The organism is Bradyrhizobium sp. CCBAU 51745, assembly GCF_028128715.1.
Taxonomy (GTDB): domain Bacteria; phylum Pseudomonadota; class Alphaproteobacteria; order Rhizobiales; family Xanthobacteraceae; genus Bradyrhizobium; species Bradyrhizobium manausense.
Genome location: NZ_LBJP01000081.1, coordinates 17,537 through 40,099 on the forward strand (window position 1 = coordinate 17,537; position 22,563 = coordinate 40,099).

20 protein-coding genes are annotated in these 22,563 nt (G+C 63.0%); 8 read left to right on the forward strand and 12 right to left on the reverse strand.

Annotated features, from left to right (window positions below; all coding sequences use genetic code 11):
- Positions 1-212 precede the first annotated feature (212 nt).
- Together XH98_RS22210 and XH98_RS22215 are read right to left on the reverse strand one after the other, a co-directional pair.
- Entirely contained in the window at positions 213-551 is a 339-nt protein-coding gene (locus XH98_RS22210) for a hypothetical protein (protein WP_271619946.1), read from the reverse strand.
- 137 nt (positions 552-688) lie between these two features.
- Positions 689-1,588 (reverse strand): LysR family transcriptional regulator, encoded by a 900-nt coding sequence (locus XH98_RS22215; RefSeq protein ID WP_271598618.1) that lies wholly within the window; start codon positions 1,586-1,588, stop codon positions 689-691.
- Positions 1,589-1,713: 125 nt separating this feature from the next.
- Here XH98_RS22215 and XH98_RS22220 point away from each other — a divergent pair, with 125 nt between their 5' ends.
- The 4 genes from XH98_RS22220 to XH98_RS22235 all read left to right on the forward strand — a co-directional run bounded on the left by XH98_RS22220 (position 1,714) and on the right by XH98_RS22235 (position 5,593).
- Positions 1,714-2,538 carry an alpha/beta fold hydrolase gene (locus XH98_RS22220; protein WP_271598525.1) on the forward strand — a complete coding sequence of 275 codons (825 nt, stop codon included), beginning with the start codon at positions 1,714-1,716 and terminating at the stop codon, positions 2,536-2,538.
- 7 nt (positions 2,539-2,545) lie between these two features.
- Positions 2,546-3,514, forward strand: coding sequence for an MBL fold metallo-hydrolase (locus tag XH98_RS22225; protein ID WP_442868623.1), 969 nt, complete (start codon positions 2,546-2,548; stop codon positions 3,512-3,514).
- Between the two features lie 48 nt (positions 3,515-3,562).
- Complete coding sequence (locus XH98_RS22230; protein ID WP_271598526.1) at positions 3,563-4,312, forward strand: SDR family oxidoreductase; 750 nt, start codon at positions 3,563-3,565, stop codon at positions 4,310-4,312.
- A gap of 342 nt (positions 4,313-4,654) precedes the next feature.
- Entirely contained in the window at positions 4,655-5,593 is a 939-nt protein-coding gene (locus XH98_RS22235) for an N-acetylmuramic acid 6-phosphate etherase (protein WP_271619947.1), read from the forward strand.
- 213 nt (positions 5,594-5,806) lie between these two features.
- Here the strand turns inward: XH98_RS22235 and XH98_RS22240 are convergent, their stop codons facing one another.
- Genes XH98_RS22240 through XH98_RS22255 form a run of 4 tightly spaced genes read right to left on the reverse strand, consistent with a single transcriptional unit; the run spans position 5,807 to position 9,777 of the window.
- Positions 5,807-6,619 (reverse strand): ABC transporter permease, encoded by an 813-nt coding sequence (locus XH98_RS22240; protein WP_271620013.1) that lies wholly within the window; start codon positions 6,617-6,619, stop codon positions 5,807-5,809.
- Positions 6,619-7,455: an ABC transporter permease gene (locus XH98_RS22245; RefSeq protein ID WP_271619948.1), complete on the reverse strand. Its 837-nt coding sequence runs from the start codon at positions 7,453-7,455 to the stop codon at positions 6,619-6,621. The genes XH98_RS22240 and XH98_RS22245 overlap by 1 nt, the downstream gene beginning before the upstream one ends.
- A gap of 34 nt (positions 7,456-7,489) precedes the next feature.
- Positions 7,490-8,620 (reverse strand): ABC transporter substrate-binding protein, encoded by a 1,131-nt coding sequence (locus tag XH98_RS22250; protein ID WP_271619949.1) that lies wholly within the window; start codon positions 8,618-8,620, stop codon positions 7,490-7,492.
- 32 nt (positions 8,621-8,652) lie between these two features.
- Positions 8,653-9,777 (reverse strand): ABC transporter ATP-binding protein, encoded by a 1,125-nt coding sequence (locus tag XH98_RS22255; protein ID WP_333932590.1) that lies wholly within the window; start codon positions 9,775-9,777, stop codon positions 8,653-8,655.
- 118 nt (positions 9,778-9,895) lie between these two features.
- Between XH98_RS22255 and XH98_RS22260 the strand changes: the two genes are divergently transcribed.
- Together XH98_RS22260 and XH98_RS22265 are read left to right on the forward strand one after the other, a co-directional pair.
- On the forward strand, positions 9,896-10,408 hold the full coding sequence (locus tag XH98_RS22260) for a 2'-5' RNA ligase family protein (RefSeq protein WP_271619950.1): 513 nt from the start codon (positions 9,896-9,898) through the stop codon (positions 10,406-10,408).
- A gap of 1,113 nt (positions 10,409-11,521) precedes the next feature.
- On the forward strand, positions 11,522-12,997 hold the full coding sequence (locus tag XH98_RS22265) for a hypothetical protein (RefSeq protein WP_271619951.1): 1,476 nt from the start codon (positions 11,522-11,524) through the stop codon (positions 12,995-12,997).
- Here the strand turns inward: XH98_RS22265 and XH98_RS22270 are convergent.
- From XH98_RS22270 to XH98_RS22295, 6 genes are all read right to left on the reverse strand, one after another.
- Complete coding sequence (locus XH98_RS22270) at positions 12,994-14,685, reverse strand: hypothetical protein (protein ID WP_271619952.1); 1,692 nt, start codon at positions 14,683-14,685, stop codon at positions 12,994-12,996. The two genes, XH98_RS22265 and XH98_RS22270, sit on opposite strands and share 4 nt — an antisense overlap.
- Positions 14,686-14,922: 237 nt before the next feature.
- On the reverse strand, positions 14,923-15,630 hold the full coding sequence (locus tag XH98_RS22275; RefSeq protein ID WP_271619953.1) for a fumarylacetoacetate hydrolase family protein: 708 nt from the start codon (positions 15,628-15,630) through the stop codon (positions 14,923-14,925).
- Positions 15,623-16,699 (reverse strand): gentisate 1,2-dioxygenase, encoded by a 1,077-nt coding sequence (gene gtdA / locus XH98_RS22280; RefSeq protein ID WP_271619954.1) that lies wholly within the window; start codon positions 16,697-16,699, stop codon positions 15,623-15,625. Before gtdA ends, XH98_RS22275 begins: the two co-directional genes overlap by 8 nt.
- A 14-nt stretch (positions 16,700-16,713) precedes the next feature.
- Entirely contained in the window at positions 16,714-18,099 is a 1,386-nt protein-coding gene (locus XH98_RS22285) for an MFS transporter (RefSeq protein ID WP_271619955.1), read from the reverse strand.
- 199 nt (positions 18,100-18,298) lie between these two features.
- Positions 18,299-19,948, reverse strand: coding sequence for a benzoate-CoA ligase family protein (locus XH98_RS22290; RefSeq protein WP_271619956.1), 1,650 nt, complete (start codon positions 19,946-19,948; stop codon positions 18,299-18,301).
- A 20-nt stretch (positions 19,949-19,968) separates the two neighbouring features.
- Complete coding sequence (locus tag XH98_RS22295) at positions 19,969-21,117, reverse strand: FAD-dependent monooxygenase (RefSeq protein ID WP_271619957.1); 1,149 nt, start codon at positions 21,115-21,117, stop codon at positions 19,969-19,971.
- A gap of 169 nt (positions 21,118-21,286) precedes the next feature.
- Here XH98_RS22295 and XH98_RS22300 point away from each other — a divergent pair, with 169 nt between their 5' ends.
- On the forward strand, positions 21,287-21,685 hold the full coding sequence (locus XH98_RS22300; RefSeq protein WP_271619958.1) for an acyl-CoA thioesterase: 399 nt from the start codon (positions 21,287-21,289) through the stop codon (positions 21,683-21,685).
- Positions 21,682-22,533, forward strand: coding sequence for an IclR family transcriptional regulator (locus XH98_RS22305; RefSeq protein ID WP_271619959.1), 852 nt, complete (start codon positions 21,682-21,684; stop codon positions 22,531-22,533). The genes XH98_RS22300 and XH98_RS22305 overlap by 4 nt, the downstream gene beginning before the upstream one ends.
- The last annotated feature ends 30 nt before the right edge of the window (positions 22,534-22,563 follow it).

Sequence of the window (22,563 nt, forward strand, 5' to 3'; positions counted from 1 at the left end):
AGTAGTGCCAGCGATGTCAGGCGCTTAGGAAGAAATGGCACTCCCTAGGGGAATCGAACCCCTGTTTCAGCCTTGAGAGGACGACGCCAAGGTGAGATTGGTGGGCCAATCACCTCGGAACCGCGAACTGGCAACCGCACCAGTTTCGCACCAGAAACGACCTCATCGAAACGCAACAAACGCGATCGAACGGAGGCGAATCCGTAGCAAAATCAACGAAGGTGATCGACAGTCCGCCGCTCATAACGGTCTGGTTGCAGGTTCGAGTCCTGCCGGGCCCACCAGCCTTCGCTCGTTGTGCGGACACCGAAAGAGTGACTCGATTCCGGAATAAGAGTGACTCGATTTCCCGACTTTATCCGAGCCGTAGTGCGACCAAAATCAGTCGATTCGTTAGGCCTTGCCCGCCATCGCCCGCGCGCCGACAAGGTGCCGCCGGGCTTGAGGAATGCCTCGACTTGCGCCTCGAAGTCGGCACGCGGCATCCGCGCCAGGTCACGCCAGCGTCTGGTGGTGTGCAGTTCATGTAGCTCGTTGTCGAAGACCAGCATGAACTAGGTCTGCACCACCTCGTTCTCGCGAAGGCGGTCGCGCAACGGAGGCACGGCGCCGGCGGCTTCGCCGTCTGCCGCGATCCTGGAGCTTTCGTCAGCGAGGGCTCCCGTAGCCGGGGCTCGCGGCCGGAAGGTCAGTCCAGCGCCAGTCGCGTCTTGAGGCGCGGCGTCATCCAATTCAGAAATGCTCGTAGCTTCATCGGTACGGGCTTTCGCGGAGAATAGACGATATGGACGGGAAGCGGCTCAGGTTCGAAGTCGTCGAGCACGATGGCAAGCGCTCCAGCCTGCTTTGCCGCGTCCATCTTGTACGACATCACCCGTGTCAATCCGGCGCCAGCGATCGCGGCCATCACGCCTGCTTCCGAGGTGTTGACGCACAGCCGCGACTTGATCGGAGCTATCTTGGCCCGACTGCCTCGCACGAAGCGCCAGCCAGACGGCGCAACGCGATCGGCGATGGTGACGCAATCGTGGTCGGCCAGATCGGCGAGCTGCCGCGGGCGGCCCCGAGCCTCGAGGTATGAAGGGCTTGCGCAAACGACGATGCGGATCGAACCGATCCGGGTCGCGATCATGTTGCTGTCGGGCAGTGCCCCGATCCTTATCGCGATATCGATATCCTCCTCGGTCGTATTCACCATGCGGTCGGTCAACATCAGCCGCAGCGAGATCTCAGGGTAGGCCTGGAGAAACTCGATGGCCAACGGCACCAGATGCGTATGGCCGAGACCCCATGGCGCCGTCACGGCCAAGCCCCCCTTAGGAATTCGGTACTCCCCCGACACCTCCCGCTCGGCGTCGTCGACCTGCTCGATTATACGCTTGCAGGCGTCGATATAAGACCGTCCGGCATCGGTCAGCGTCATCCGACGGGAGGTACGTTGAAATAATTGGGCTTTCAGCCGGGCTTCCAGCTCGGCGACCTTGCGGCTGACCGTCGCCACCGGGGTTTTAAGGCGACGCGAAGCGGCCGAGATGCTGCCCGTCTCGGTCACAGCGATGATCACCGACATCGCTTCAAGGCGGTCCACGGAAGGCTCACCTTTCCGAGCTTTGAGAAGTTCCTTCTCGATCTTAGGGGCTGCGCGACCGCGCTGCAACGCGGTACCCGTGAAGAAGTCCGGTCCGATCGGCCGCAGAAAACGGGAGTTCAACGATGAGCACCGTCACGACCAAAGATGGCGTCGAGATCTTCTATAAGGATTGGGGCAAGGGACAGCCGATCGTCTTCAGTCACGGCTGGCCGCTATCGGCCGACGACTGGGACGCGCAACTGCTCTTCTTCCTCGGCAAGGGCTATCGCGTCATCGCTCACGACAGGCGCGGCCACGGCCGCTCCTCCCAGGTCGGCGATGGTCACGACATGGACCACTATGCAGACGACCTCGCGGCGGTCACGGGTCAGCTCGAACTGCAGAACGCGATCCATGTCGGTCATTCGACGGGCGGCGGCGAAGTGGTGCGCTACCTCGCGCGTCACGGCGAGAACCGCGTCGCCAAGGCAGCCATCATCAGCGCGGTGCCGCCGCTGATGGTGAGGACCGACGCCAATCCGGGCGGCCTTCCCAAGGAAGTGTTCGACGACTTCCAGGCGCAGCTCGCCACGAACCGCTCGGAGTTTTACCGCGCCGTGGCGGCGGGACCCTTCTACAACTACAACCGACCGGGCGCGAAGCCCTCGGAGGCGATCATCCAGAACTGGTGGCGCCAGGGCATGATGGGCGGCGCCAAGGCCCACTACGACGGCATCGTTGCATTCTCGCAGACCGATTTCACCGCCGACCTGGGGAAGATCACCATCCCGGTACTGGTGATGCACAGCGAGGACGATCAGATCGTTCCTTACGCCGATGCCGGACCGCTGTCCGCCAAGCTTCTGAAGAACGGCACGCTCAAGACGTACAAGGGCTTCCCTCACGGCATGCCGACCACGCAGGCCGAGACCATCAGCGCCGATCTTCTCGCGTTCATCGAGAGCTGAGGCCGCCATGATCTCGAGACAGCATTCCATATCGCGGCGCGGCTTCTGTCTGTGCTGCATCGGAGGCGCGGCCTCCGCAGCCGCGGGACCCTGGCTGACGCCGCGACAGGCCTTCGCTGAGGCGCGCGGCATCGTAAGCCTGATCAAGGACAGCGCCGCCTCGGCGCCGATCGTCACGCACAAGCTGCGCGGCAGCATCTGTGCGCTCGAAGGCTCCGGTGGGACAGTAGCCGTGCTGACGGGCCCCGATGGCAAGGTGCTGATCGACGCCGGCATCGCCGTCTCCCGCCCGCAAATGACGAAGGCCCTTGCTGAACTCGGCGCCGAACCGATCACACACCTGATCAACACCCATTGGCATTTCGACCATACCGACGGCAACGCCTGGCTCAACGCGGCCGGCGCGAAGATCATCGCCCAGGACAACACGCGAAAATACCTGTCCCAGGTGCAGCGCGTGGAGGAATGGGACTACAATTTTCTCGCGCTGCCGCCGGCCGGACTTCCCACCGAGACGTTCGCCGGCGAGCGCAGCCTCAAGCTCAATGGCTCGACGATCGCCCTCAAATACTACGGTCCCGCGCATACCGACAGCGACATCTCGGTGACGTTTCCCGAAGCGAATGTCGCGCATCTAGCCGATACGTTCTGGAACGGCATCTATCCATTCATCGACTACTCCACCGGCGGCAGCATCGACGGGATGATCGCAGCCTCCGATGCCAATCTCGCGGCGACCAACGAGGAGACCATCATCATCGCCGGCCACGGCAAGGCGCTCGGCACGAGGGCCGAGCTCCGCGAATTCCGCGACATGCTGGCGGGCATCCGCGACAACGTCGCCGCACTCAAGAAGCAGGGACGCTCGCGGGACGAAACGGTCGCGGCCAAACCGACGGCGGCCTTCGACGCCAAGTTCGGCAACTTCGTCATCGATCCCGCCTTCTTCACCCGACTGGTCTACGAAGGGGTGTGACCGCAAGCGTCATCGGATTCACCAATCACTCCGAAATCGGAGGCGGACATGGATCGATTGTCAGGGAAGATCGCACTGATAACCGGAGGTAGCAGCGGCATCGGGTTGGAAACTGCCAAGCTGTTCGCGAAGGAAGGTGCGTTTGTCTTCATTACAGGAAGGCGACAGGCAGAACTCGAGAAAGCTGTCGCAGCGATCGGATCGAACGCCAAGGGCATTAGGGGCGATATTGCCAATCTCGGCGACCTTGATCGCCTCTTCGAGGAGATCAAAGAGGACAAAGGACGATTGGATATTCTCTTCGCAAATGCTGGCCTCGGCGAATTCGCCCCTTTAGGGACGATAACCGAGGCCCACTTCGACAAGGCTTTTGGCGTTAACGTGCGTGGAACCCTGTTCACCGTACAGAAGGCCCTGCCCCTCATGGGCGAGGGATCTGCGATCGTGCTAAACGCTTCGATCGCGGCCATAAAGGGAACTCCGGCGTTCAGCGTGTACGCAGCGACCAAGGCCGCGATCAGGTCGTTTGCGCGCGGCTGGAGCGTCGATCTGAGAAATAGGAAAATTCGCGTAAACGTCGTGAGCCCAGGTACGGTGCCGACGCCGGCCTACGACGGTTTCGGCATGACCGAAGACCAGATGGCTGGCTTCTTGAAAGGTCACAGCGATGTCGCGCCGGTCGGAAGGGTAGGGCTGCCGAGCGAGATCGCCGAGGCAGTTCTATTCCTGGCATCCGACCAGAGCTCCTTCGTGAATGGCGCCGAGCTGTTCGTTGACGGTGGCTTCGCACAGGTCTGACCTCTTCAAGCAAGTTCCAAGCTGTCCGATGCAATAAACCTTGCCGACGACTCCCAGGGCGTCGTGCCGCTCGCCCGGGCATGTCGGCACCATCAAAGGTTTGCGGCGGAAGACCGGCTTGGCGCCTCGGTGCTGATCCGAAAATCGCAGTCACGGACTCGTGAGGCGCCTCCCGCCCCATCCGGCTCCTTAGTGTACGCAGGGGTTTCGGGACCCGAAGCTAGTTCCTCGCGTTAACGTCCCATGGGAACAAAGGCACCGGGTATCGGGCATCGATGGGGCGACACCCGCTGCCGCGCTGACCTAGCCAAGCTGGACCTGCCCAGGAGAGAGAAACTGACCATGAACAGGCTCCGAAGTTCCGCGTTTGAGGCTGGGATCAGCAATATGGCAACCGAAGACGTCGATCCCAGATTTGCCGACCTTGATGCATGGCCGCTGGCGTCGGCGATGGAAGCGATGTGGGAGGGGCAGCTTGCGGCGATTGCCGCAATCGGCCATGCCCTTCCCGCAATCACCGCGGCGACCGAAGCGGCCAAGACCGCGCTGGGCGACCACGGTCGCCTTGTTTATGTCGGCGCCGGCACCTCGGGGCGCGTTGCGGTCCAGGACGGCGCCGAGCTGACGCCGACCTTCGCCTGGCCCAAAGAGCGCGTCCGCTTCATCGTCGCCGGCGGCGACAGTGCCTTCGTCACCAGCATCGAGGGCGCGGAGGATGACATCGACGATGCGGTCGCGCAGATCAACGCCGCGCGGCTCACGCCGCATGATGTGGTGATCGCGGTCGCGGCCAGCGGCACGACGCCGTTCACCGTCGCGGCGCTGCAGCAGGCAGGCTCTTGCGGTGCAGTGACGATCGGTGTCGCCAACAATCCCGGCACTGTGCTGCTGGCATCGGCCAAGTTTCCGATCCTGATCGAGACCGGCCGCGAGCTGATCGCCGGCTCCACGCGGATGAAGGCGGGCACCGCGCAGAAGGTCGTGCTCAACCTGATCTCCTCGGGGATCATGCTGCGTCTTGGCCGGGTGTATCGCGGCATGATGGTGAACATGCAGCCGACCAATGCCAAGCTGAAGCGGCGCGCCGAGGCCATGGTGGCGCAAATCGCCGAGCGCGATCCATCGCACGCGGCACGCGCGCTGGAGCAGGCCGAAGGCAACGTCAAGATGGCGGTGCTTCTGGCGCTCGGTGTCACCAGGGCCGAAGCGGAGACCATTCTGAAGGACGGCGACGGCAATCTCCGGCGGGTGTTTGCCGAGCTCGCCAGGGATCGGGGCTAGCATTGCCAGGCACCGGCGGCGCGCAAGCAAGGCGGAGCCGTTGAGCCGTGACGATGGCGGGCCTCTTTCCCAACGGCGTGATGCGCAGCCAATGATGCTATTACGTCTGCCTCTACAGCCACCGACGTTTGGTCACATACGACGCTCTAACCACGTCATTGCGAGCCACCGGGCCGCGCTTTGCGCGGACCGGTGGCTCGCAATGACGATGGGCTAGGCCCCGACCTTGGCCAGCACGTCGGCGCGCAGGAAGCGCTCGATGAAGAGCATGAACAGCACCGATGGCACGAGCAGGATCAGCGCCGTGATCGAGGCAACCTGATAGTTACCGCCCATCGCCGCATTGTAGAGCAGCAGCGGCAGGGTCCTGACCTGCGGCACGCCGACGAAGAAGGTGCCGGTGAACTCGTCCAGCGATTCCAGGAAGACAAAGATGCCGCTGGCGACGATGCCGGGCGCGGCCAGCGGCAGCGTCACCGAGACAAACGTCTTGAGCGGCGAGGCGCCGATATTGCGCGCCGCCAGCTCCAGATCCTTGTCGACCGCGCCGAAGGCGGCGGCTGCGATCCAGACCGAATAGACCAGCCCGTGCGCGGCATGGACGAGCACCACGCCGAGGATCGTGCCGTTGATGCCGAGCTGGTAGAAGACGCGGGCGACGTTGATGTAGATCGCGACCGACGGAAAGGCCTGCGGCAGCAGGAACACAACCATGAACAAGGCGCGCGCCGGCAGCCTCAAGCGCGCCAGCGCGTAGCCGGCCGGGATCGAGAGCGCGAGCGCGACGACGACCGTCAGCACCGCGATAAAGACCGATGTGCCGAGCGAGGCCATGGCGTCGCCTGTGGGGCGGAAGACCTGCTCCCAGTAACGCGTGCCGTAGCTCACCGGCAGCTTATAGGGCGTGTACCAGCGCTCGGCCACGGACCACAGCGCGAGGTTGGCGAGCGGGCCGATCAGCACGAAGGCAAAGGCCGCGAGCAGGAACGCGGCCAAAGCCGTGCGCAACGAAGATGCTAGATGCATCATGGCGCGCCCTCCTTCGCCATGCCGCGCTTCAGATAGATGATCGCAGCGCCGGCCGAGAGCAGATAGGTGATGACGCCGAGCGCATTCGCCGTGGCGTAATCGCCATAGGCGTTGATGCGGAAGGCCATGTCGACGGTCAGCAAGGTGGGCTGCGATCCCGCCACCATCATCGGTACCGACAGCACCGAGAGCATCGTCACGAACGACAGCACCAGCGCCACGAGCAGCTGCGGCATCACCTGAGGCAAGGCGAGCTCGAGCAGCACGCGCAAGCGAGAGGCCCCAAGATTGCGGCCCGCCTCCAGCGTCGCGCGGTCGATCGCGGCGAGCGCGCCCGCGAGCAGCAGGGCAACGAAGGGTGTCTGCTTCCAGACGAAGGTGGCGATGATGCCGCGCCAGTCGAGGAAGCTGACCGCCTGGAGCGGCTCCATGAGCCCCATGGCGACGAAGGAATTGTTCATCAGCCCGTTCTTGGCGAGGAAGGTGCGCATGCACTGTGCCGCGACGATGAACGGGATGAAGAGCGGCCAGCGATAGAGCGCTTTCAGCGTGCCGACGATCAGGCGATTCTCGCCGAGCGTCAGCGTACCGGCGATGACGATGGCGGCGAGCCCCGTGAACGAGCAGGAGACGAGCACGATCACGACGGTAAAGAGGATGTCGCCGGAATAGAGCTCCCAGGCCTTTCGAAAGGCATCCAGCGAGACTCCGCCTTTCGGCCCCGTGAAGGCCGAAATCAGCGAGAAGCTCAGCGGATAGAGAAACAGCGCCGCCACCAGCGCGAGGCCAGGCGCGATGAGCAGCAGAGCGAGCTGGCGTTGGGAGATCGACATCGAACCTGCCGACAGCGGCGCGCCGCAACCAACCTCAATTCGCGACCTTTTTCTCGTAGCCCTCGAGGATGTCATTGAAGTAGGGGGCTATCGGAAAGGGCTTGCCGTTGCTGGCGAGCTCGGCCGGCGTCACGTCGCTGAAGAGCTTGTCCCAGGCGGCCTTGTCGAGCTTGCCTTCAAGGTTCCTGGCGTCGATGCCGGGATACCAGTTGAACTTCTTGACGATGCCGTCGGCCTGGACTTGCGGCGAGGTTGCCAGCGCAATGAAGGCCTCGGCCAGCTTCTTCTGTGCCGATTTCTCGGGAATCGAATAATACATCGGCTGACCGGGCATGCCGGGCGAGATCAGCTTCAGCTTCATGTTCGGCGGCAGCTTGCCGTCGGCCTGCCAGGAATAGAACATGTCGACCCAGACCGGGCCGATCGCGATCTCGCCGCGGTTCAACATGTCAAGCGTGCCGGCGTTGCCGGGGGTAATGGTCGCGTTGGCGTTGAAGGCCTTCAGATCCGCGAAGGCCTTGTCCCAATTGGCCTTGGTGGCGGCATCATAGGGGCCTTTCATCAGTCTGTCGGCATCGCCGCCGAATGCGTAGACCCAGCCGGCGACGAAGGCGACGCCCGACATGCCACCCTTGATGCCGTTATAGCCGAACTGCTTCGGATTCTTCTTGGCCCAATCGGCGAGCTCGGCGAAGGTTGCCGGCGGCGTCTTGACCATGTCGGCATTGTAAGCGAGCGCGGTCTGCGACTGGAACATCGGGATGACGTAGCCGCTCACGTCGGTGCCGAGCGCGTTCCTCGACGAATCGCCCGTCGCGAGCCTGGCGGTATCGACATTGGCCGAATATTTGTCGAGCAGGCCTTCCCTGACCATCTGGCCGGCGGCCTTCTGGTGGATCACCACCACATCGAAATCGGATGCGGTCGCGCCTTTCTGGGCGTTGAGCTTCTCGTAAATCTTCTGCGAGCCGGCATCGCCCGGCCCGGTGCCGACAGCGACGATCTTGACGCCCGGATGAGCCTTCTCGAACATCGGGGCCAGGTAATCCTTGACATAGTCGACCATGTTCTGGTCGCCCGCGGAGGCGACGTTGAGCGTTTGCGCTGCGAGCGGCGAAGCCGCGATCAGCGCGGCGAGCGAGGTGGCGATCGTGAGAAGGCGCATGGTCTGGCTCCGTGTCGGATCGTTGCAAGGGCTCAGGCAGGGATGGAGGCCTGTATGGAGGCCTGTGCGGCCGGGAAGATGTGAAGGCGTGAAAGCGGGATGCGCAGGCCGACCGCCGCGCCGGGTTCATGCCTGATGGTGTGATCCACGGTCAGCTGGCGGCCGGCGGCCTCGACCCTGTAGCGGTAGAGCCCACCCGGATAGCTGCGCGCCGCGATGCGCCCCGGCACCACCAGATCCTCGCCCGGTTCGGCATCGGGGGCATCCAGACTGGCTGCGTCGTCGCGGAAATAGGCGAGTGCTTCGCCCGCCGGCAGAGCAAGGCCGCGTTCACCGGGGAGCACGTGGCGCGCCTCGCCAGCCGTGATCGTGGTCCGGCCCGCACCGGTGGCGACATGGACGGGCAGGACGTTCTCGGCGCCCATGAAATTGGCGACGAAGGCGCTGTTCGGCCGGTCATAGACCTCCTCGGGCGTGCCGATCTGCGCAATGCTGCCGGCATTCATGATGACCAGCCTGTCGGCCATCGTCATCGCCTCCTCGCGGTCATGCGTGACATGGATCGTGGTGACGCCGAGCCGCTGCTGGATGGCGCGGATCTCGTGACGCATCGTCATGCGGATCTTGGCGTCGAGGTTCGAGAGCGGCTCGTCCAGCAGCAGGATGCCGGGGTCGACCGCAAGCGCGCGTCCCAGCGCCACACGCTGGCGCTGCCCGCCCGACATCGCCGTGACCTTGCGATCTTCGTAGCCGGCGAGCCCGAGCATCGCCAGCAGCGAGGACACCTTGGCGGCGATGTCGCGCTTGGACACCCCGCGCAGCTTCAGGCCGTAGCCTATATTCTGGAGCACCGTCATATGCGGCCAGAGCGCATAGGACTGGAACACCATCGCCATGCCGCGCTTCTCGGGCGGCAGCCCCGCGACGTCCTTGCCACCGACAGCGATCGAGCCGGACAAGACCGGCACAAAGCCGGAGAGCGCGCGCAGAAGCGTGGTCTTGCCGCAGCCGGAGGAGCCCAGCAATGCCGTGAAAGACCCCGGCGCGAAATCGAGATCGACGCCGTGAAGCACCTTGGTGCCGCCATAGGCGACGTGCAGGCCGCGCACCTCGATTGCCGCGCCGACACCCGACATAGCCTGCGAGCCCGCCCGCACGTTCCGCTCCTCCACGCTGCCCTATTTGTCCAGATGGAATTGTTCTTCCATTCTGCGATCAGCGTGGAATAAACATAACGACCCCTAGCTCGCTCGTGCAACAGATTTATGACTTTCGATGGCTCTCGAGATCCGATCGCTCTGGCTGATGCCGTGCCCCGAGGACGAAGCGTTTCTCGCTTCGCTGATCGGTGAGCTTGCGGCGCGCTTCGGCACGCCGAATTTTGCGCCGCATCTGACGCTGCGCGGCGACACGAATGCAGCGTTCGAGCAGCTCCACGACGACGCCCGGGCAGCAGCCGCAGCAATGCAGCCCTTCACCGAGCCGATCACCGGGATCGAGACGACGCAGGCGTTCTTCCGCGCCTTCTACCTGCGCTTCGCCGCCTCAGTGCCGCTCTTCGGGCTGAAGCGACGCCTCGATCCGCAGGAAACCGAACGCTTCATGCCGCATGTCTCGCTGCTCTATGGCAACCTGCCGGAAAGGGTGAAGGCGCCGGCATCAGTCGAATTCGGGCAGCGTCTCGCGGGACGCACCATGAGCTTCGACAGGATTTGCGTCGTCCGTTCAGGACAGGACATTCCCATCGCCGATTGGACGATCCAGGCGTCGGTGGCGCTCGGGCGCTGAGGCCGAGGACCCTGAGCAAGAACCAAATCGACAACCCGGCGTTATCCCTTGGCTATGGAGCGCGGAGGTCTGACGATGGACCCGAATGATCGAGCAGCCTTAGCCCTATCCACGATCGCCCTTGCCATCGCCATTGTCGCCGCATCGGCAATTACGTTGGAGCGCGTCAATACTCGTCCGTCCAGCAATGACACGCCTCCCGGGACGGTCGGGCTGGCGCGGCCACACCCACCCCTCGACCGCGCTCCCGGTGAACCGATACAGACCGTAGGCACGCCCTCTGGCGCAAATATTCGGCAGCACCCCTGACGGACACCGGCCCATCGGAAGACTTCACGATCTTGAGTGTCGCCTTTGCAAGGCTGGGCCTTTGTAGAGCGGTCGCCCAGCGCGGCGACGCGGGCTCATCCAGTATGGGTTTACAGATTCGCACGAATTCCACCGTCGGCCCGATCATGATGCCGCGGATGTGACCCGTCGCGAGGCGGTGACGGATTGCGTGGACATCGACCGAGGCTCACTTGATGGTTCACCGCAAGTCCGCCGGAGCAACGACCATGCGATCAGGCCTGATCCTCAGTCTTTTGATTTTCCTGTGTGCACCTGTCGGCGCCGCCATGGCAGCCCAGGGCCACGGGCATCATGCAACTGCTCACTCGACCCGCGCCTTGACGACAGGGCCCGCCGGGGCATGGGCCTATTCACCAGCAGGGCCGGCCCGCCCTCAGCCGCTCCCGCATTACGATGATCAGCCAGAACCAGGTCACAATCCGTATGCGCGATGGGGCGGCTAGCATCGGACGCCGTTGCAGCGGCGCGGTCGCTGCTGGCGGCAGCCATGGTCACGGCGGCAGTGCACTCGATGACCGACTGCCTGAAACCTGCGAAACCAGCGTCAACGTTGTGACGAGACCGGCATCGGATCATCGCTCCAGACCGATACCCCGCATTAACCATCTCTTCCTTCTGCTTGCGGAACCTCGATTGCACAATCGAATTTCACTCTACCTTAGATTATTCGCCGCTAGGCTGTGAGGGAATGGGCGACAACCGACGGCGGACCGTCGACGCACGTCTGACCTATGTTTTGGAATGAACGATCGGAATGTCCGGATGCTGCAGAATCTTGCTGAACCATCCGGAGCAACGCCGTCATCGACGCTCGGAACGTACGTCTTCCTGATCTCGCTCTTGAGCGTCTTCTACTTGTCCAACGCCTCACTCATCTTGAGTCACTACGACCTCGGCTGGCACCTGGCCGCCGGTGAGTTGATCAGAAGCGAAGCGCACGTTCCGTTCCAGGACCCCTGGTCGTTCACGCTCGGAACCAAGCAATGGTTCAACCTCTCCTGGTTGTGGGATGTTATCGCCAGCTTGATTTTCAAGTATGCCGGCTACGGGGGTCTCGTCGGCCTGGTCGTCGTGTGCGGCGCGCTGATCATTTGGTATCTGACGTCCGCCTGCCTGGAGACCGGGGCTTCGGCACTCGCCGTCTGCGTCGCGACTTTCGCAACAGGCCTTTTGTACCCTGCCTATGAGGCTGCTCCCAATACATACCTGGCAGCATCTCCGAACGTTTCGACGATGCTGTTCAGCGTCGTTTTCTACCGGGAATGCCTGCGGTCGACCAAGCTGTGGCTGTTGCCCTTGATGATGTTGTTGTGGGTCAACCTGCACGGAGGGTTCGTGCTGGGCTTCATGATCCCAGCAGTCTTTGGCGCAGGAGCCCTATGGCGCCGCGACTTGAGAAGGTTCAAAGCCATAACGCTGGCGGGGCTGGGTTGCTTTGCCGTGACCTTCGTCAATCCGTTGGGCTGGCAAATCTATGAGGGCGTGACCGCGACCTTGGGACACTTCGTCCAAGGCAATATCGGCGAGTGGCTTCCGTATTCTCACAACATCGAAATCCCGGGCAGCATTCCCGGAATGGTCTACATTGTCGCGTTTATTGCGCTCGAATTGCGCTACGGAGCGTCGACGGAAATCCGTGCGGAGGCCCGCATTCTGTCCTGGGTCTTCTTGGCCCTCGGACTCCATCAATTTCGATACATGTCCTTTTTCTTCATCTTCTCGACCATCCCGATGGCTCTGCACCTCGATCGCTTGATCCCCAGCAAGTTGCCTCAGCTGCAAATTCAGCGGGCGCTCGTGACCGCCGCGATTCTCGGCGCATGTGTGCTCCCTCTGACATTCATTCAGATCAGGCCCGCTCTGGCGTTACCCGAGATGATGTCGGAGCAGGACGCCGAATATCTGCAAACGCATCTTTCGCATGCGCGGGTGCTCAATCACTGGAACGTCGGAGGATATTTGATCCTCCTGACTCATGGAACGGTCCCCCTGTTTGTGGACGGACGGGCTGCCACCGCCTATCCTGATGAACTGTTGCGAGATTACTTCCGGCTGGTGCACTGGGAGATCGACGAAAACACCTGGGACGACGTGCTCGAAAAATATCACATCGACGCCGTGCTATGGCTCAGGGGACATGAAGAATTAAGGCAGTTTCTCGTGGCAAAGCGAGGGTGGAAGGAGGCCCATACCGGCGTCTACGAAAGCGTCTATGTCAGACCAGGCATGGCACGTTAATAGACGCGCAAGACGATCGCTTCCTCGTCCGAGCCGACCTGCGGGTAGGTTCGCAGATAGTCGTCAGGACTGCCGTCAGTCTCGTTCCAGACGAAGGAGTGGCCCTTGGAGCGGCGCAGCACGATATATTTGACATGAGCTGCCGTGAGTTGACGCTGCTGGAGCGCAAGATTGCCAGTTTCGAGTTGGTCGGCCAGCGTGACACCCAATTTGCGTGATGTTTCGCCAGCAACGATAGGATGACCATGGCAGGCCGACAGTGCCATGGCGATGTTCCCCGCAATGTAGCCGCGCGGCAGATCCAGGACGCCGAACCTATCGGAATCGCCGGCGATCGCAGCGAGCGCGGGCGAGCAGCGTAGCGGCGTCGCGGCGAGGTTGGTCGGAAAGAAGTCGAACAGGATCGCAATCGCGGCAAACGCCATGCAAGCGCGTTGCCTGATGCCGATCCGGCGGGCGGCAATCACGCAGGCTTGTGCCAGGCCGAGCCCCAGGAACATATAGACCATGACAATGGCCCGGGCAGGCGTGCGCACATTCCCGAAGAAAGGCAGCTTGGCCAGGACGAAATAGGGCAGAGGCAGCCCGGAAGGATGCCCTCCGATGTGCAGCGTCTCCCCAGCGGCAAGCACGAGAAAGAACAGCATCCCGACCAGCGCGTAGTGCATCACCCGCTTGTCGGTCTCGGTTTTGCAGGCGAACGCCCAGGCCAGCGCCGCGAGATTGGCGAGGCCCAGATAGACCGTGGCCTCCCAGGGATTGCCGGTCAGGCGGGCATAGATGCTCTCCCCGAGCCGAGCCAGAAAATGGCTGGGTGGAAACACGACCAGGGCAAAAAGATCGGCGACGAACGCGTTGGTGCCTGCATTGGCGGGACCACGGGCCATGATCATCGGTATCAGCCACGGCGAAAGCAAGAGAATGCTGCCGATCACGCAAAGCATCGGCGCAGCGAGCTGCCATTTTTCCGGCCATTTCCGATCTCGGCTGCATCGAAACACAAGATCAAAAGCCATGAAGTAGAACGCGTAGAACAGATAATACCAGCATGACAGCGCGCTGAGTGCCATCATCGCGCTTGCCGCGGCGAGATGGAGATAATTCCGCTCTTCGAGGGCCTTAAGATAAAACAGCACAAATAGCGGCAGGAATTCGATCGTCGCGACATGAGCGTGGTGCATCACTTGCGCCACGTGCCAGGGGTTGAAGGCAAAGACGAAGCCGGCCAACGCCGCCCCCGCGTTGCATCCCGTGCGCTCGCCCAGGAGATGACGTACCAGCAGGAACATCGCCGCAGCAGAGAGCGGAAAAGAGGCCAGCAATGTCAAATTTTGGAAGAGGATCAGATCGGTGAGGCTGGTGCCGAATATGTGGCCAAGCAGCATCACGGCTGCGACCTGCGGCCAGGCAAACGAATGGTAGCTGAGCGATGTGCCCTCGGGATAGCGGATCTGGTTCGTGAACAGAAAGTCGCGCCAGCCGTGGGCTGTTGCCGCGTGCCAACTGTTCCAGAAATCCTGCATATTGTCTTCTTCCGGGCCGATCAGCGCCGATGACAGGTGCCCGAGCCATGGCCAGAACAGCAGGATGGTCAGGACGACAAAGCCGCCGACAACCAACGGCATCGTTGCCGTGATGATCGGCCGGCGCGTGACCGCGCCCGCGCTTGTGTCCAGCGCAACCATCACGAGGACCGCCTTGAGCCCGACGGCGGATGCGGCCCACCGGCTCGTTCTCTGGCGGAGAATTCCCTGTCTGAAACAGCGGCGCGACTGGAGGGCATGACAAATACGGGCATGCCACCCAGATAGCCTGTCGGCCATTTACAACAACTTAAGGTAAGAGAGCGCAGGTCACGCGCGCTTGGTGCTGCGCTTTGCATCGTCGACCGCCGATCGACGGTCCGCTCTTCCGCTCCGACAATCCTATCCGACGGGTATTCTGATTTCGCCCAGCCCCTCGATTCCTCCAGTCATCACCTGGCCTCGCCGCACGGGGCCGACGCCTTCCGGCGTTCCCGTCATGATGAGGTCACCGGGCTTGAGCGCCATCGACTGCGAGCAGATCGCGATGATATCAGGCACGGGCCAGATCAGCTTTGAGATGTCGGAATCCTGCTTGAGCGTGCCGTCGACGGCAAGCCAGATGCGCCCGGCGTTGGGATGGCCGACTTCCGAGACCGGTCGCAGCGGCGCGATTGGCGCCGAGAGATCGAAACCCTTGCCCCAGTCCCAGGGACGGCCCTGCTCGCGGGCCTGAAGCTGGAGATCGCGACGGGTCAGATCGATGCCGACGCCATAGCCCCAGACATGATCGAGCGCGCGCTCGTTACGGATGTCCGTCCCGCCCTGCCCGATCGCGACGATCAGCTCGATCTCGTAGTGGAAGTTGTTGGTCTGCGGCGGATAAGGAACCGTCGTGCCGTCGTCGACGACCGTGTCGGCGGGCTTCATGAAGAAGAACGGCGGCTCGCGGTCGGGATCGCGCCCCATCTCGCGGGCGTGCGCCGCGTAGTTGCGACCGACGCAGATGATCCGGCGCACCGGAAAGCGCGCCGAGGAATGATGGACGGCGACGGAGGCTTGCGGCGGCACAGGCAGAACGAAGTCGGGGTAAGAGATGGCGTCAGGCATTGCCACGGTCCTCTCGGAACAGATGCAGAGCTTCCTGAATGGGTCGGTCGGAATAGGAGAAGATCACGGCATCGCCGCCGATCGCCTCGTGACGCACACGATGCCAGGACGGAACGACGAAGATGTCGCGCCTGCTCCAGTCGACCACGATGTCCTCGCCTGTCCGAGACGAGATGATGCTGCGGCCCTGGCCCTCGATCGGCACGAACACGGCGGCATCCGTCGAGCGGTAGGCTGCTGTGGAAAAGCCCTTCGGCAGCAGCTGGATGAAAGTCGCCATGGTGGCCATGGCGTGATTGCCCGTGATCGGATTGGTGTAGCGCATCTTGAGGCCGTGGCAGGGATCCCAGGCGGCGGCGCGCCGCAAGCGTTCGAGCTGTTCGCGCGTGCGTGCATAGGGATAGTTGAACGCCGGCGAGGTGCCGCCACCTCCCCTGTGATCGACCGGCAGCAGGTTGTGGCCATAGCGGGCGTCGCTGTCGCCGACGGGCCTCGTGATCGGCTGCTCGTCGACGTCGAGATGCTCGGCGAAGGATGCATCCAGCATCTGAATGACGGGGATGTCGAGACCATCCAGCCAGAACACCGGCTTCGAGCTGGGGTTGCCGTGATCGTGCCAGGCCCAGGGTGGGGTGATGATGAAATCGCCCTCATGCATGATGGTGCGTTCGCCGTTGACCGCCGTGTAGGCGCCCTCACCCTCGAGGATGAACCGTAGCGCGGATTGCGTATGGCGGTGCGCCGGCGCAACCTCGCCCGGCATCACCAGCTGTACGCCGGCGTAGAGATCCGTCGTGATCTTCGATTGGCCGCGAAGACCGGGATTTTCGAGCACGAGAACCCGCCGCTCCGCCTCCTTCGCAGTGATGAGACTTCCGGCCTCGAGCATGTAGGCGCGGATCTCGTCGAAGCGCCAGGATGCAGGGCGGCACGCGCTTCTCGGCTCCGGCGTGACGAGATCGGCCAGCGACAGCCACAAGGCCGTCAGGTTTCTCTTGTCGATCTTGTCGTAGAACGCCCGGCGCTCGGGCGTGTCGGCGGTTGGCGCCATGATGGCTTGATGGGACATGGTCTGTCTCGCTGTTAGTGATGGAGTGTCGCCGCCGACGGCACGAGCTTGAGTGACGGCTCGCGCCGGCGCAGGGCGATCACCGCAAGGCCCGCCAGCACCGCCGGCACCGCCGCGGTCAGGACGACGGACTGCGCGTCCCATCCGAAGCCGAGCAGCACGCCGCCCGCGACCGGGCCGATGATCGAGCCGATGCGGCCGACACCCAGCGCCCAGCCCACGCCGGTGGAGCGGATCTCGGTCGGGTAAAGGCCGGCGGCCAGCGCGTTCATGCCGATCTGCGCACCGACCACGCCGAACCCGGCGAGGAAGGTCGAGGTCATCAACGTCCAGACATTGGCCGACCCGAAGGCAATCCCCGCGATGAAGAGGGCCGAAGCCAGATAGGCGCCGCCGAGCACCAGATAGGGATCGAGCCGGTCGACGAAGCGGCCGAGGACGATCGCTCCGACGACGCCCCCGGCATTCAGCACCGCAGTCGAGAGGATCGCGATGTTGAGGGGCAGCCCGCTCGCCTTGAGCAGCGAAGGCATCCAGTTCACGAGGAAGTACATGACGAGCAGGTTCATGAAGAACGCGATCCAGAGCAGGACCGTCATCGATGCGCGGCCTTCGGCGAGGAGCTTCGTCGCCGGGAAGCCAGATCCTTGGAAGCCAGATACTTGGAAGCCAGATCCTTGCGAACCATGCACGACGTAGCGGCTCGCCGCGGTCGCGGAGATATCAGGATCAAGCCTTGCGAGCAATTTCGCGATCCTGACATCTGCGACCTCGCGTGTCAGGAGATAGCGGATCGACTCGGGCAGCCAGGCGAACAGCACGATCAGGGTGAAAAGCGGAAGCACGCCGCCGACAACGAAGACCGCCTGCCAGCCGAACGCTCCGATCAGAGGCGCGCTGATCAGGCCGCCGATCGTCGAGCCCAGCGGAAAGCCGCAGAACATGATGGCGATGAGCAGCGCGCGCATCCGCTTAGGCGCGTATTCGCTGGTCAGAGCGACGATGTTGGGCATGGCGCCGCCGAGGCCAAGGCCGGTCAGGAAACGGTAGACCAAGAGCTCGTTCAGCGTGGTCGCACGCGCCGTGACGAGTGCGAACATCCCGAACAGCAGCACGGACAGCAGGATCACGCTCCTGCGGCCGAACCGGTCGGCCGCCGGGCTGAGGACGAATGCACCGACGGCGAGTCCAGCGAGGCCGGCGCCGAAGATCGGACCGAAGCCGGCCACGGCGATCCCCCATTTCTCGGCGATCACAGGTGCGACATAGGCGATCGCCTGTGTGTCGAAACCGTCGAGCAGCGCGATCCATGCGCAAAGAACCAGGATCAGAAGCTGGAGGCGTCCAAACCGCGCCTCTTCGATGACCTCGGTAACGTCTACATCTTCAGCAGCGGACATCACGAACTCCAGTGAGCGTGGGTTTCTAAAGCGCGATGAGATTGGGTTGAATCGTCATCGCGCTTTAGCTCTTTGTTTGAGCATGATCTCCGCGCAAACGCGTTCCGCTGATGTCGCGAGGGAAAACCGCTTCACACTTTTCCGGATCATGCTCTAGGCTGTGACTTCCAAGCGACTTTGAGAGAAGGAGGAGGCCCGATCAGGCCACCAACGGGGCGCTGCGCAGCTTCTGCCGGTCGATCTTGCCCGTTCCCGTCTTCGGCAGTTCGGACCGGTATTCGATCAGGCGCGGATATTTGTAGGGAAGCAGCTTCGACTTGACGTGATCCTGCAGCTCCCGCGTCAACGTCTCGCTCGCCGCATGACCGTCCCGAAGGATCACGAATGCTTTCGTGGTCATGCGGCGGTCGGGAAGCTCGAGGCCAAGGACCGCGCATTCCCGGACCGCGGGATGATCCGACAGGCAGAGCTCGATCTCGACCGGGTAGATCCACTGGCCGCTCACCTTGATGAGATCGTCGACGCGGCCGACGAAGGTGAAGAAGCCGTCGGCATCCTCGACGAGCCTGTCGCCGGTCCAGATCCATCCCGCCTCGCGCATGGTCTGCGCGGTCTTGTCGGGCCTGTTCCAGTAACACGGCGCGTTGGAGTGACCGCGGACCCACATCACGCCTTCTTCGCCTTGCGCGACGGGCTGCCCTTCGGGCGTGGTCAGCCTGAGCTCATAGCCGGGAACGCGCTTGCCCGCGGTCCCGGTCTTCCTCCGCTCGCGCGTGTTCGACAGATAGATGTGCAGCACTTCGGTCGATCCGAGCCCTTCGACGATTTCGAGCCCGAAGCGTCGCTTCCAGTCGTTGAAGATGTCCTGCGACAGCACTTCGGCGGCCGACAGGCTGAGGCGCACGCTCGACAGATCGGCAGTTTCGATGCGCGGATGATGCAGCAGCGCATTGTAGAGCGTCGGCAGGCCGAAGAAGAGCGTCGGCCTGAACCGCTCGATCAGGTCCAGGACGGCGCCAGGCTCGGGCCGCCCGGCCAGCAGGATCGTGCTGGCGCCGACCGAGAACGGGAACGTGATCGAATTGCCGAAGCCGTAGGCGAAGAAGATCTTCGGCACCGAGAAGCAAATGTCGCTCTCCTCGATTCCCAGGATGTGACGGCCGAAGCTGTCGGCCGTGTACGCCATGTCGTGCTGCAGATGCACGATGCCCTTCGGCCGGCCGGTGCTGCCCGAGGAGTACATCCAGAACGCCATGTCGTCGCGGGACGTCGGCGCAGCATCCAATTCGCAAGGAAACTGGGCGAACCATTGGTCACCACCCAGAACCTTGACCGGGGACTCGACCGCGACCTCGCCGTTGAGCATCACCAACGTATGCAGCTGCGTTCCTGCGACCGTCTCCCGGTCGAACAGGGCGGCATATTCGGCGTCGACGACCGCGACCGGCGCGGCCGAATCCTGCAGGTAGAAGCCGATGAGGTCCTTGGGCGACAACGTGTTGATCAGCATCGGCACGAAGCCGGCACGAACCGCGCCGAAGAATGTCGCGGGATAGGACGCCGTGTCGTTCAGCAGGAGCAGCACGCGGTCACCGCGGCGAAGCCCGAGCGAGCGAAGCGCGTTGCCGCATTGGGCGGCCCTGGCACACAACTCGCCATAGCTGGTGTTGCCGGCCGCGGTGTAGATCGCGACCTTGTCGGCGCGGCCGGCGCCGAGATTGCCGAACAGGATTTCGCTGGCGTTGTAGCGCTCTGGCATATCGAAGCCGATCTCCTGCGCGCAGGGCGCATCATCAGGCACATGGTCCACGATCGCATTCGAGAGCGTTTGGTCGATTCCGTCCGTCATGGCAGCGCTCCTCATCATCGCTACGTGCTGGGGACCAATGAACCGGCGTCGTAACGCGCCATGAAGCGCGGCGACATCGCGCGGAGCTGGCTGTCGTCGATCCGGCCGGAACGGGTGATGTAGCTGTAGCCGAAATCCAGCGGAGCCAGCTTCATGTGGTCGGCAAAGCGCTGGTACCAGGCCGCGCTGGTCCTTGCGGCCTTGACCAGCTTCTCCACCACCGGGCGGCGCGTGGCTTCGTAATGCTCCAGCGCATGGCGGAGATTGCGCGGTTCGCCGTCCAGGGCGTTGACGAGGGCGATGACGTCCTCGAGGGCGAGGCGCGTGCCCGATCCGATCGAGAAATGCGCCGTGTGGAGCGCGTCGCCGACGAGGACCATGTTGCGGTGCGACCAGCGGTCGTTCCACAGCCAGGGAAAATTGCGCCAGACCGATTTGTTGCCGACGAGAGGATGCCCTTCGAGCGTGTCGGCGAACACCTTTTGGCAAAGCGCCCTGCTATCATCCTCGGTCTTCTCGGCAAAGCCGGCGCGGAGCCAGGTTGCACGATCGCACTCCACGATGAAGGTGCTCATCGTCGGCGAATAGCGATAGTGATGGGCGTTGAAACAGCCGAACTCGGTTTCGACGAAGGTCTGGGTCAGCGTTTCGAAGCGCTTGGTGGTGCCGTACCAGGCGAACTTGTTGTCGTCATAGGAAAGCGACGTGTTGAAGTCGCCTTCGTAGCTCCGTCGCACCAGCGAGTTGACGCCGTCGGCGGCGACGATCAGATCGTATCCTGCGAGCTCGTCGACGGAACGCACGAGCTTGCCGAAATGCAGATTTGCGCCGGCGGATCGCGCGCGCTCGGTCAATTGCGTGATGAAATCGAGCCGCCCGACCGCGGAGAAGCCGACGCCGTCGAGCACGACGCGTTCGCCGCGATGAACAAGCGTGATGTCGCGCCACGTCTCCATGCGGGCCGAAACGGCATCGGCCGTGTCAGGATCATCGGCGCGAAGGAAGTCGAGCGCCTTGTCGGAGAAGACGACACCAAATCCCCAGGTTGCTCCTTCCGGATTCTGCTCGAAGACATCGACATGGGCCTCGGGATGCCGACGCTTCCAGAGAGCGGCGAAATACAGGCCCGCAGGACCTCCTCCCATCACCGCAATGCGACTGAGCCGCATGACCTTCCCTTCCCTGTTGCGTTTATCATCCGCTTCTAGTTTCCCATTATGCAATAGATTTCACCTGATGCAATATCTTTCTTGCACAGTGAGGAATCATTTTTCTTATGAGGAATGGACGCGACGCGTTTAGGCTTCGCGCCGACAGGCTTGCCGGGAGGGTCCTTGGATGTTCGAGACAGCTTTCACGATCGAATGGGGCGATTGCGACGAAGCCGGAATCGTCTTTTATCCCAACTACTTCTACTGGTTTGACTGCACCTGGCAGCGCTGGCTGCGTCACCGCGGATTGAGCCAGCGGGAGCTCAAGCGGCGCTTTGGCAGCGTCACGCCGCTGGTCAATGTCGGGGCCCAATTCATGGGGCCTGCCCGCTACGACGACGAGCTGGTGATCCGCGCAGCGGTGACCGAGTGGCAAGAGCGGCGGTTTCGAATCGACTACAAGCTGTGGAGCGGAAACGTGCAGATTGCGAGCGGCTTCGAACAGCGCGCCTGGGCCGCTGTCACCGATACGGGCGAACTCCGCGGTGCGAGCGTGCCGCAGGAGTTCAAGGACATGTTGAGATGAAACGGACGCGGGCGAAAGAGACTGACGACGAGAGCGGCGGGACGGCCCCTGGCGGTATCCAGGCTCTCGACGCCGCACTTTCGGTCCTGCGAGTCCTCAGGTCCTTCGATGGGCCGGCGACGCTATCGGATATCGCAAGGGAAGCCGGCATGCCGCCGAGCAAGGTGCATCGCTATTTGGCGAGCTTCATTCATGCCGGCCTTGCCGTGCAGAAGGAGCGGTCCGGCCGCTATGACCTCGGCCGCGAAGCCGCCGAACTGGGGGTCGCGGCCATCAGCCGGAACAATTTCGTCGTCCGCGCCTCCGATGAACTCGAGGAATTGGCCGCGACCACAGGGCATGCCGCGCTGCTCGCTGTCTGGAGTCACAACGGCCCGACCGTGGTCAGACTGGAGCGAGGCCCTCATCTGACGACCACGTCGATCGGTCTGGGCAGCACATTTCCCTTGCTGGACTCCGCGACCGGACGCGTCTTCCTCTCCTATCTGCCGCCCCCGCAACTGGCCGTGCGGCTGCAAAACGAACTCGAGCGTGCCGCCTCCGTCGGCGTCAGCTGGCCGGATCTCAATCCCGACATGGCAAGTGTCGAGGCCGTGACGACGAAGATCCGGCGCGAACGCATCGCCTATGTCGACGGACGCTACATTCCGGGCCTGGTCGCGATCTCGTCCGCGATCACGAACTGGCAAGGCGAGATCGAAGTGGCCGTGACCTTGTTCGGCACGCACAGGGGCTTGCTGCAGCCCGACAGTCCCGCGCGCGGCGCCCTGATCGATTTTGCCGCCCGTCATTCGATCGTTCCACCGGCCCAATTCGGCAATTCGCGCCGCGTGCCAAGCGATCGATGACGCGCATTGCGAATAATGAAACGGCGTTCT

Excerpts from the sequence above, each read along its gene's own strand:
- XH98_RS22225 (WP_442868623.1), top strand. The coding sequence starts at position 2,546 with ATGATCTCGAGACAGCATTCCATATCGCGGCGCGGCTTCTGTCTGTGC.
- XH98_RS22260 (WP_271619950.1), top strand. The coding sequence starts at position 9,896 with ATGGCTCTCGAGATCCGATCGCTCTGGCTGATGCCGTGCCCCGAGGAC.
- XH98_RS22265 (WP_271619951.1), top strand. The coding sequence starts at position 11,522 with ATGCTGCAGAATCTTGCTGAACCATCCGGAGCAACGCCGTCATCGACG.
- XH98_RS22245 (WP_271619948.1), bottom strand. The coding sequence starts at position 7,455 with ATGTCGATCTCCCAACGCCAGCTCGCTCTGCTGCTCATCGCGCCTGGC.
- XH98_RS22290 (WP_271619956.1), bottom strand. The coding sequence starts at position 19,948 with ATGACGGACGGAATCGACCAAACGCTCTCGAATGCGATCGTGGACCAT.
- gtdA (WP_271619954.1), bottom strand. The coding sequence starts at position 16,699 with ATGTCCCATCAAGCCATCATGGCGCCAACCGCCGACACGCCCGAGCGC.
- XH98_RS22250 (WP_271619949.1), bottom strand. The coding sequence starts at position 8,620 with ATGCGCCTTCTCACGATCGCCACCTCGCTCGCCGCGCTGATCGCGGCT.
- XH98_RS22220 (WP_271598525.1), top strand. The coding sequence starts at position 1,714 with ATGAGCACCGTCACGACCAAAGATGGCGTCGAGATCTTCTATAAGGAT.
- XH98_RS22235 (WP_271619947.1), top strand. The coding sequence starts at position 4,655 with ATGAACAGGCTCCGAAGTTCCGCGTTTGAGGCTGGGATCAGCAATATG.
- XH98_RS22230 (WP_271598526.1), top strand. The coding sequence starts at position 3,563 with ATGGATCGATTGTCAGGGAAGATCGCACTGATAACCGGAGGTAGCAGC.
- XH98_RS22240 (WP_271620013.1), bottom strand. The coding sequence starts at position 6,619 with ATGCATCTAGCATCTTCGTTGCGCACGGCTTTGGCCGCGTTCCTGCTC.
- XH98_RS22210 (WP_271619946.1), bottom strand. The coding sequence starts at position 551 with ATGCTGGTCTTCGACAACGAGCTACATGAACTGCACACCACCAGACGC.
- XH98_RS22285 (WP_271619955.1), bottom strand. The coding sequence starts at position 18,099 with ATGTCCGCTGCTGAAGATGTAGACGTTACCGAGGTCATCGAAGAGGCG.
- XH98_RS22295 (WP_271619957.1), bottom strand. The coding sequence starts at position 21,117 with ATGCGGCTCAGTCGCATTGCGGTGATGGGAGGAGGTCCTGCGGGCCTG.
- XH98_RS22300 (WP_271619958.1), top strand. The coding sequence starts at position 21,287 with ATGTTCGAGACAGCTTTCACGATCGAATGGGGCGATTGCGACGAAGCC.
- XH98_RS22305 (WP_271619959.1), top strand. The coding sequence starts at position 21,682 with ATGAAACGGACGCGGGCGAAAGAGACTGACGACGAGAGCGGCGGGACG.
- XH98_RS22275 (WP_271619953.1), bottom strand. The coding sequence starts at position 15,630 with ATGCCTGACGCCATCTCTTACCCCGACTTCGTTCTGCCTGTGCCGCCG.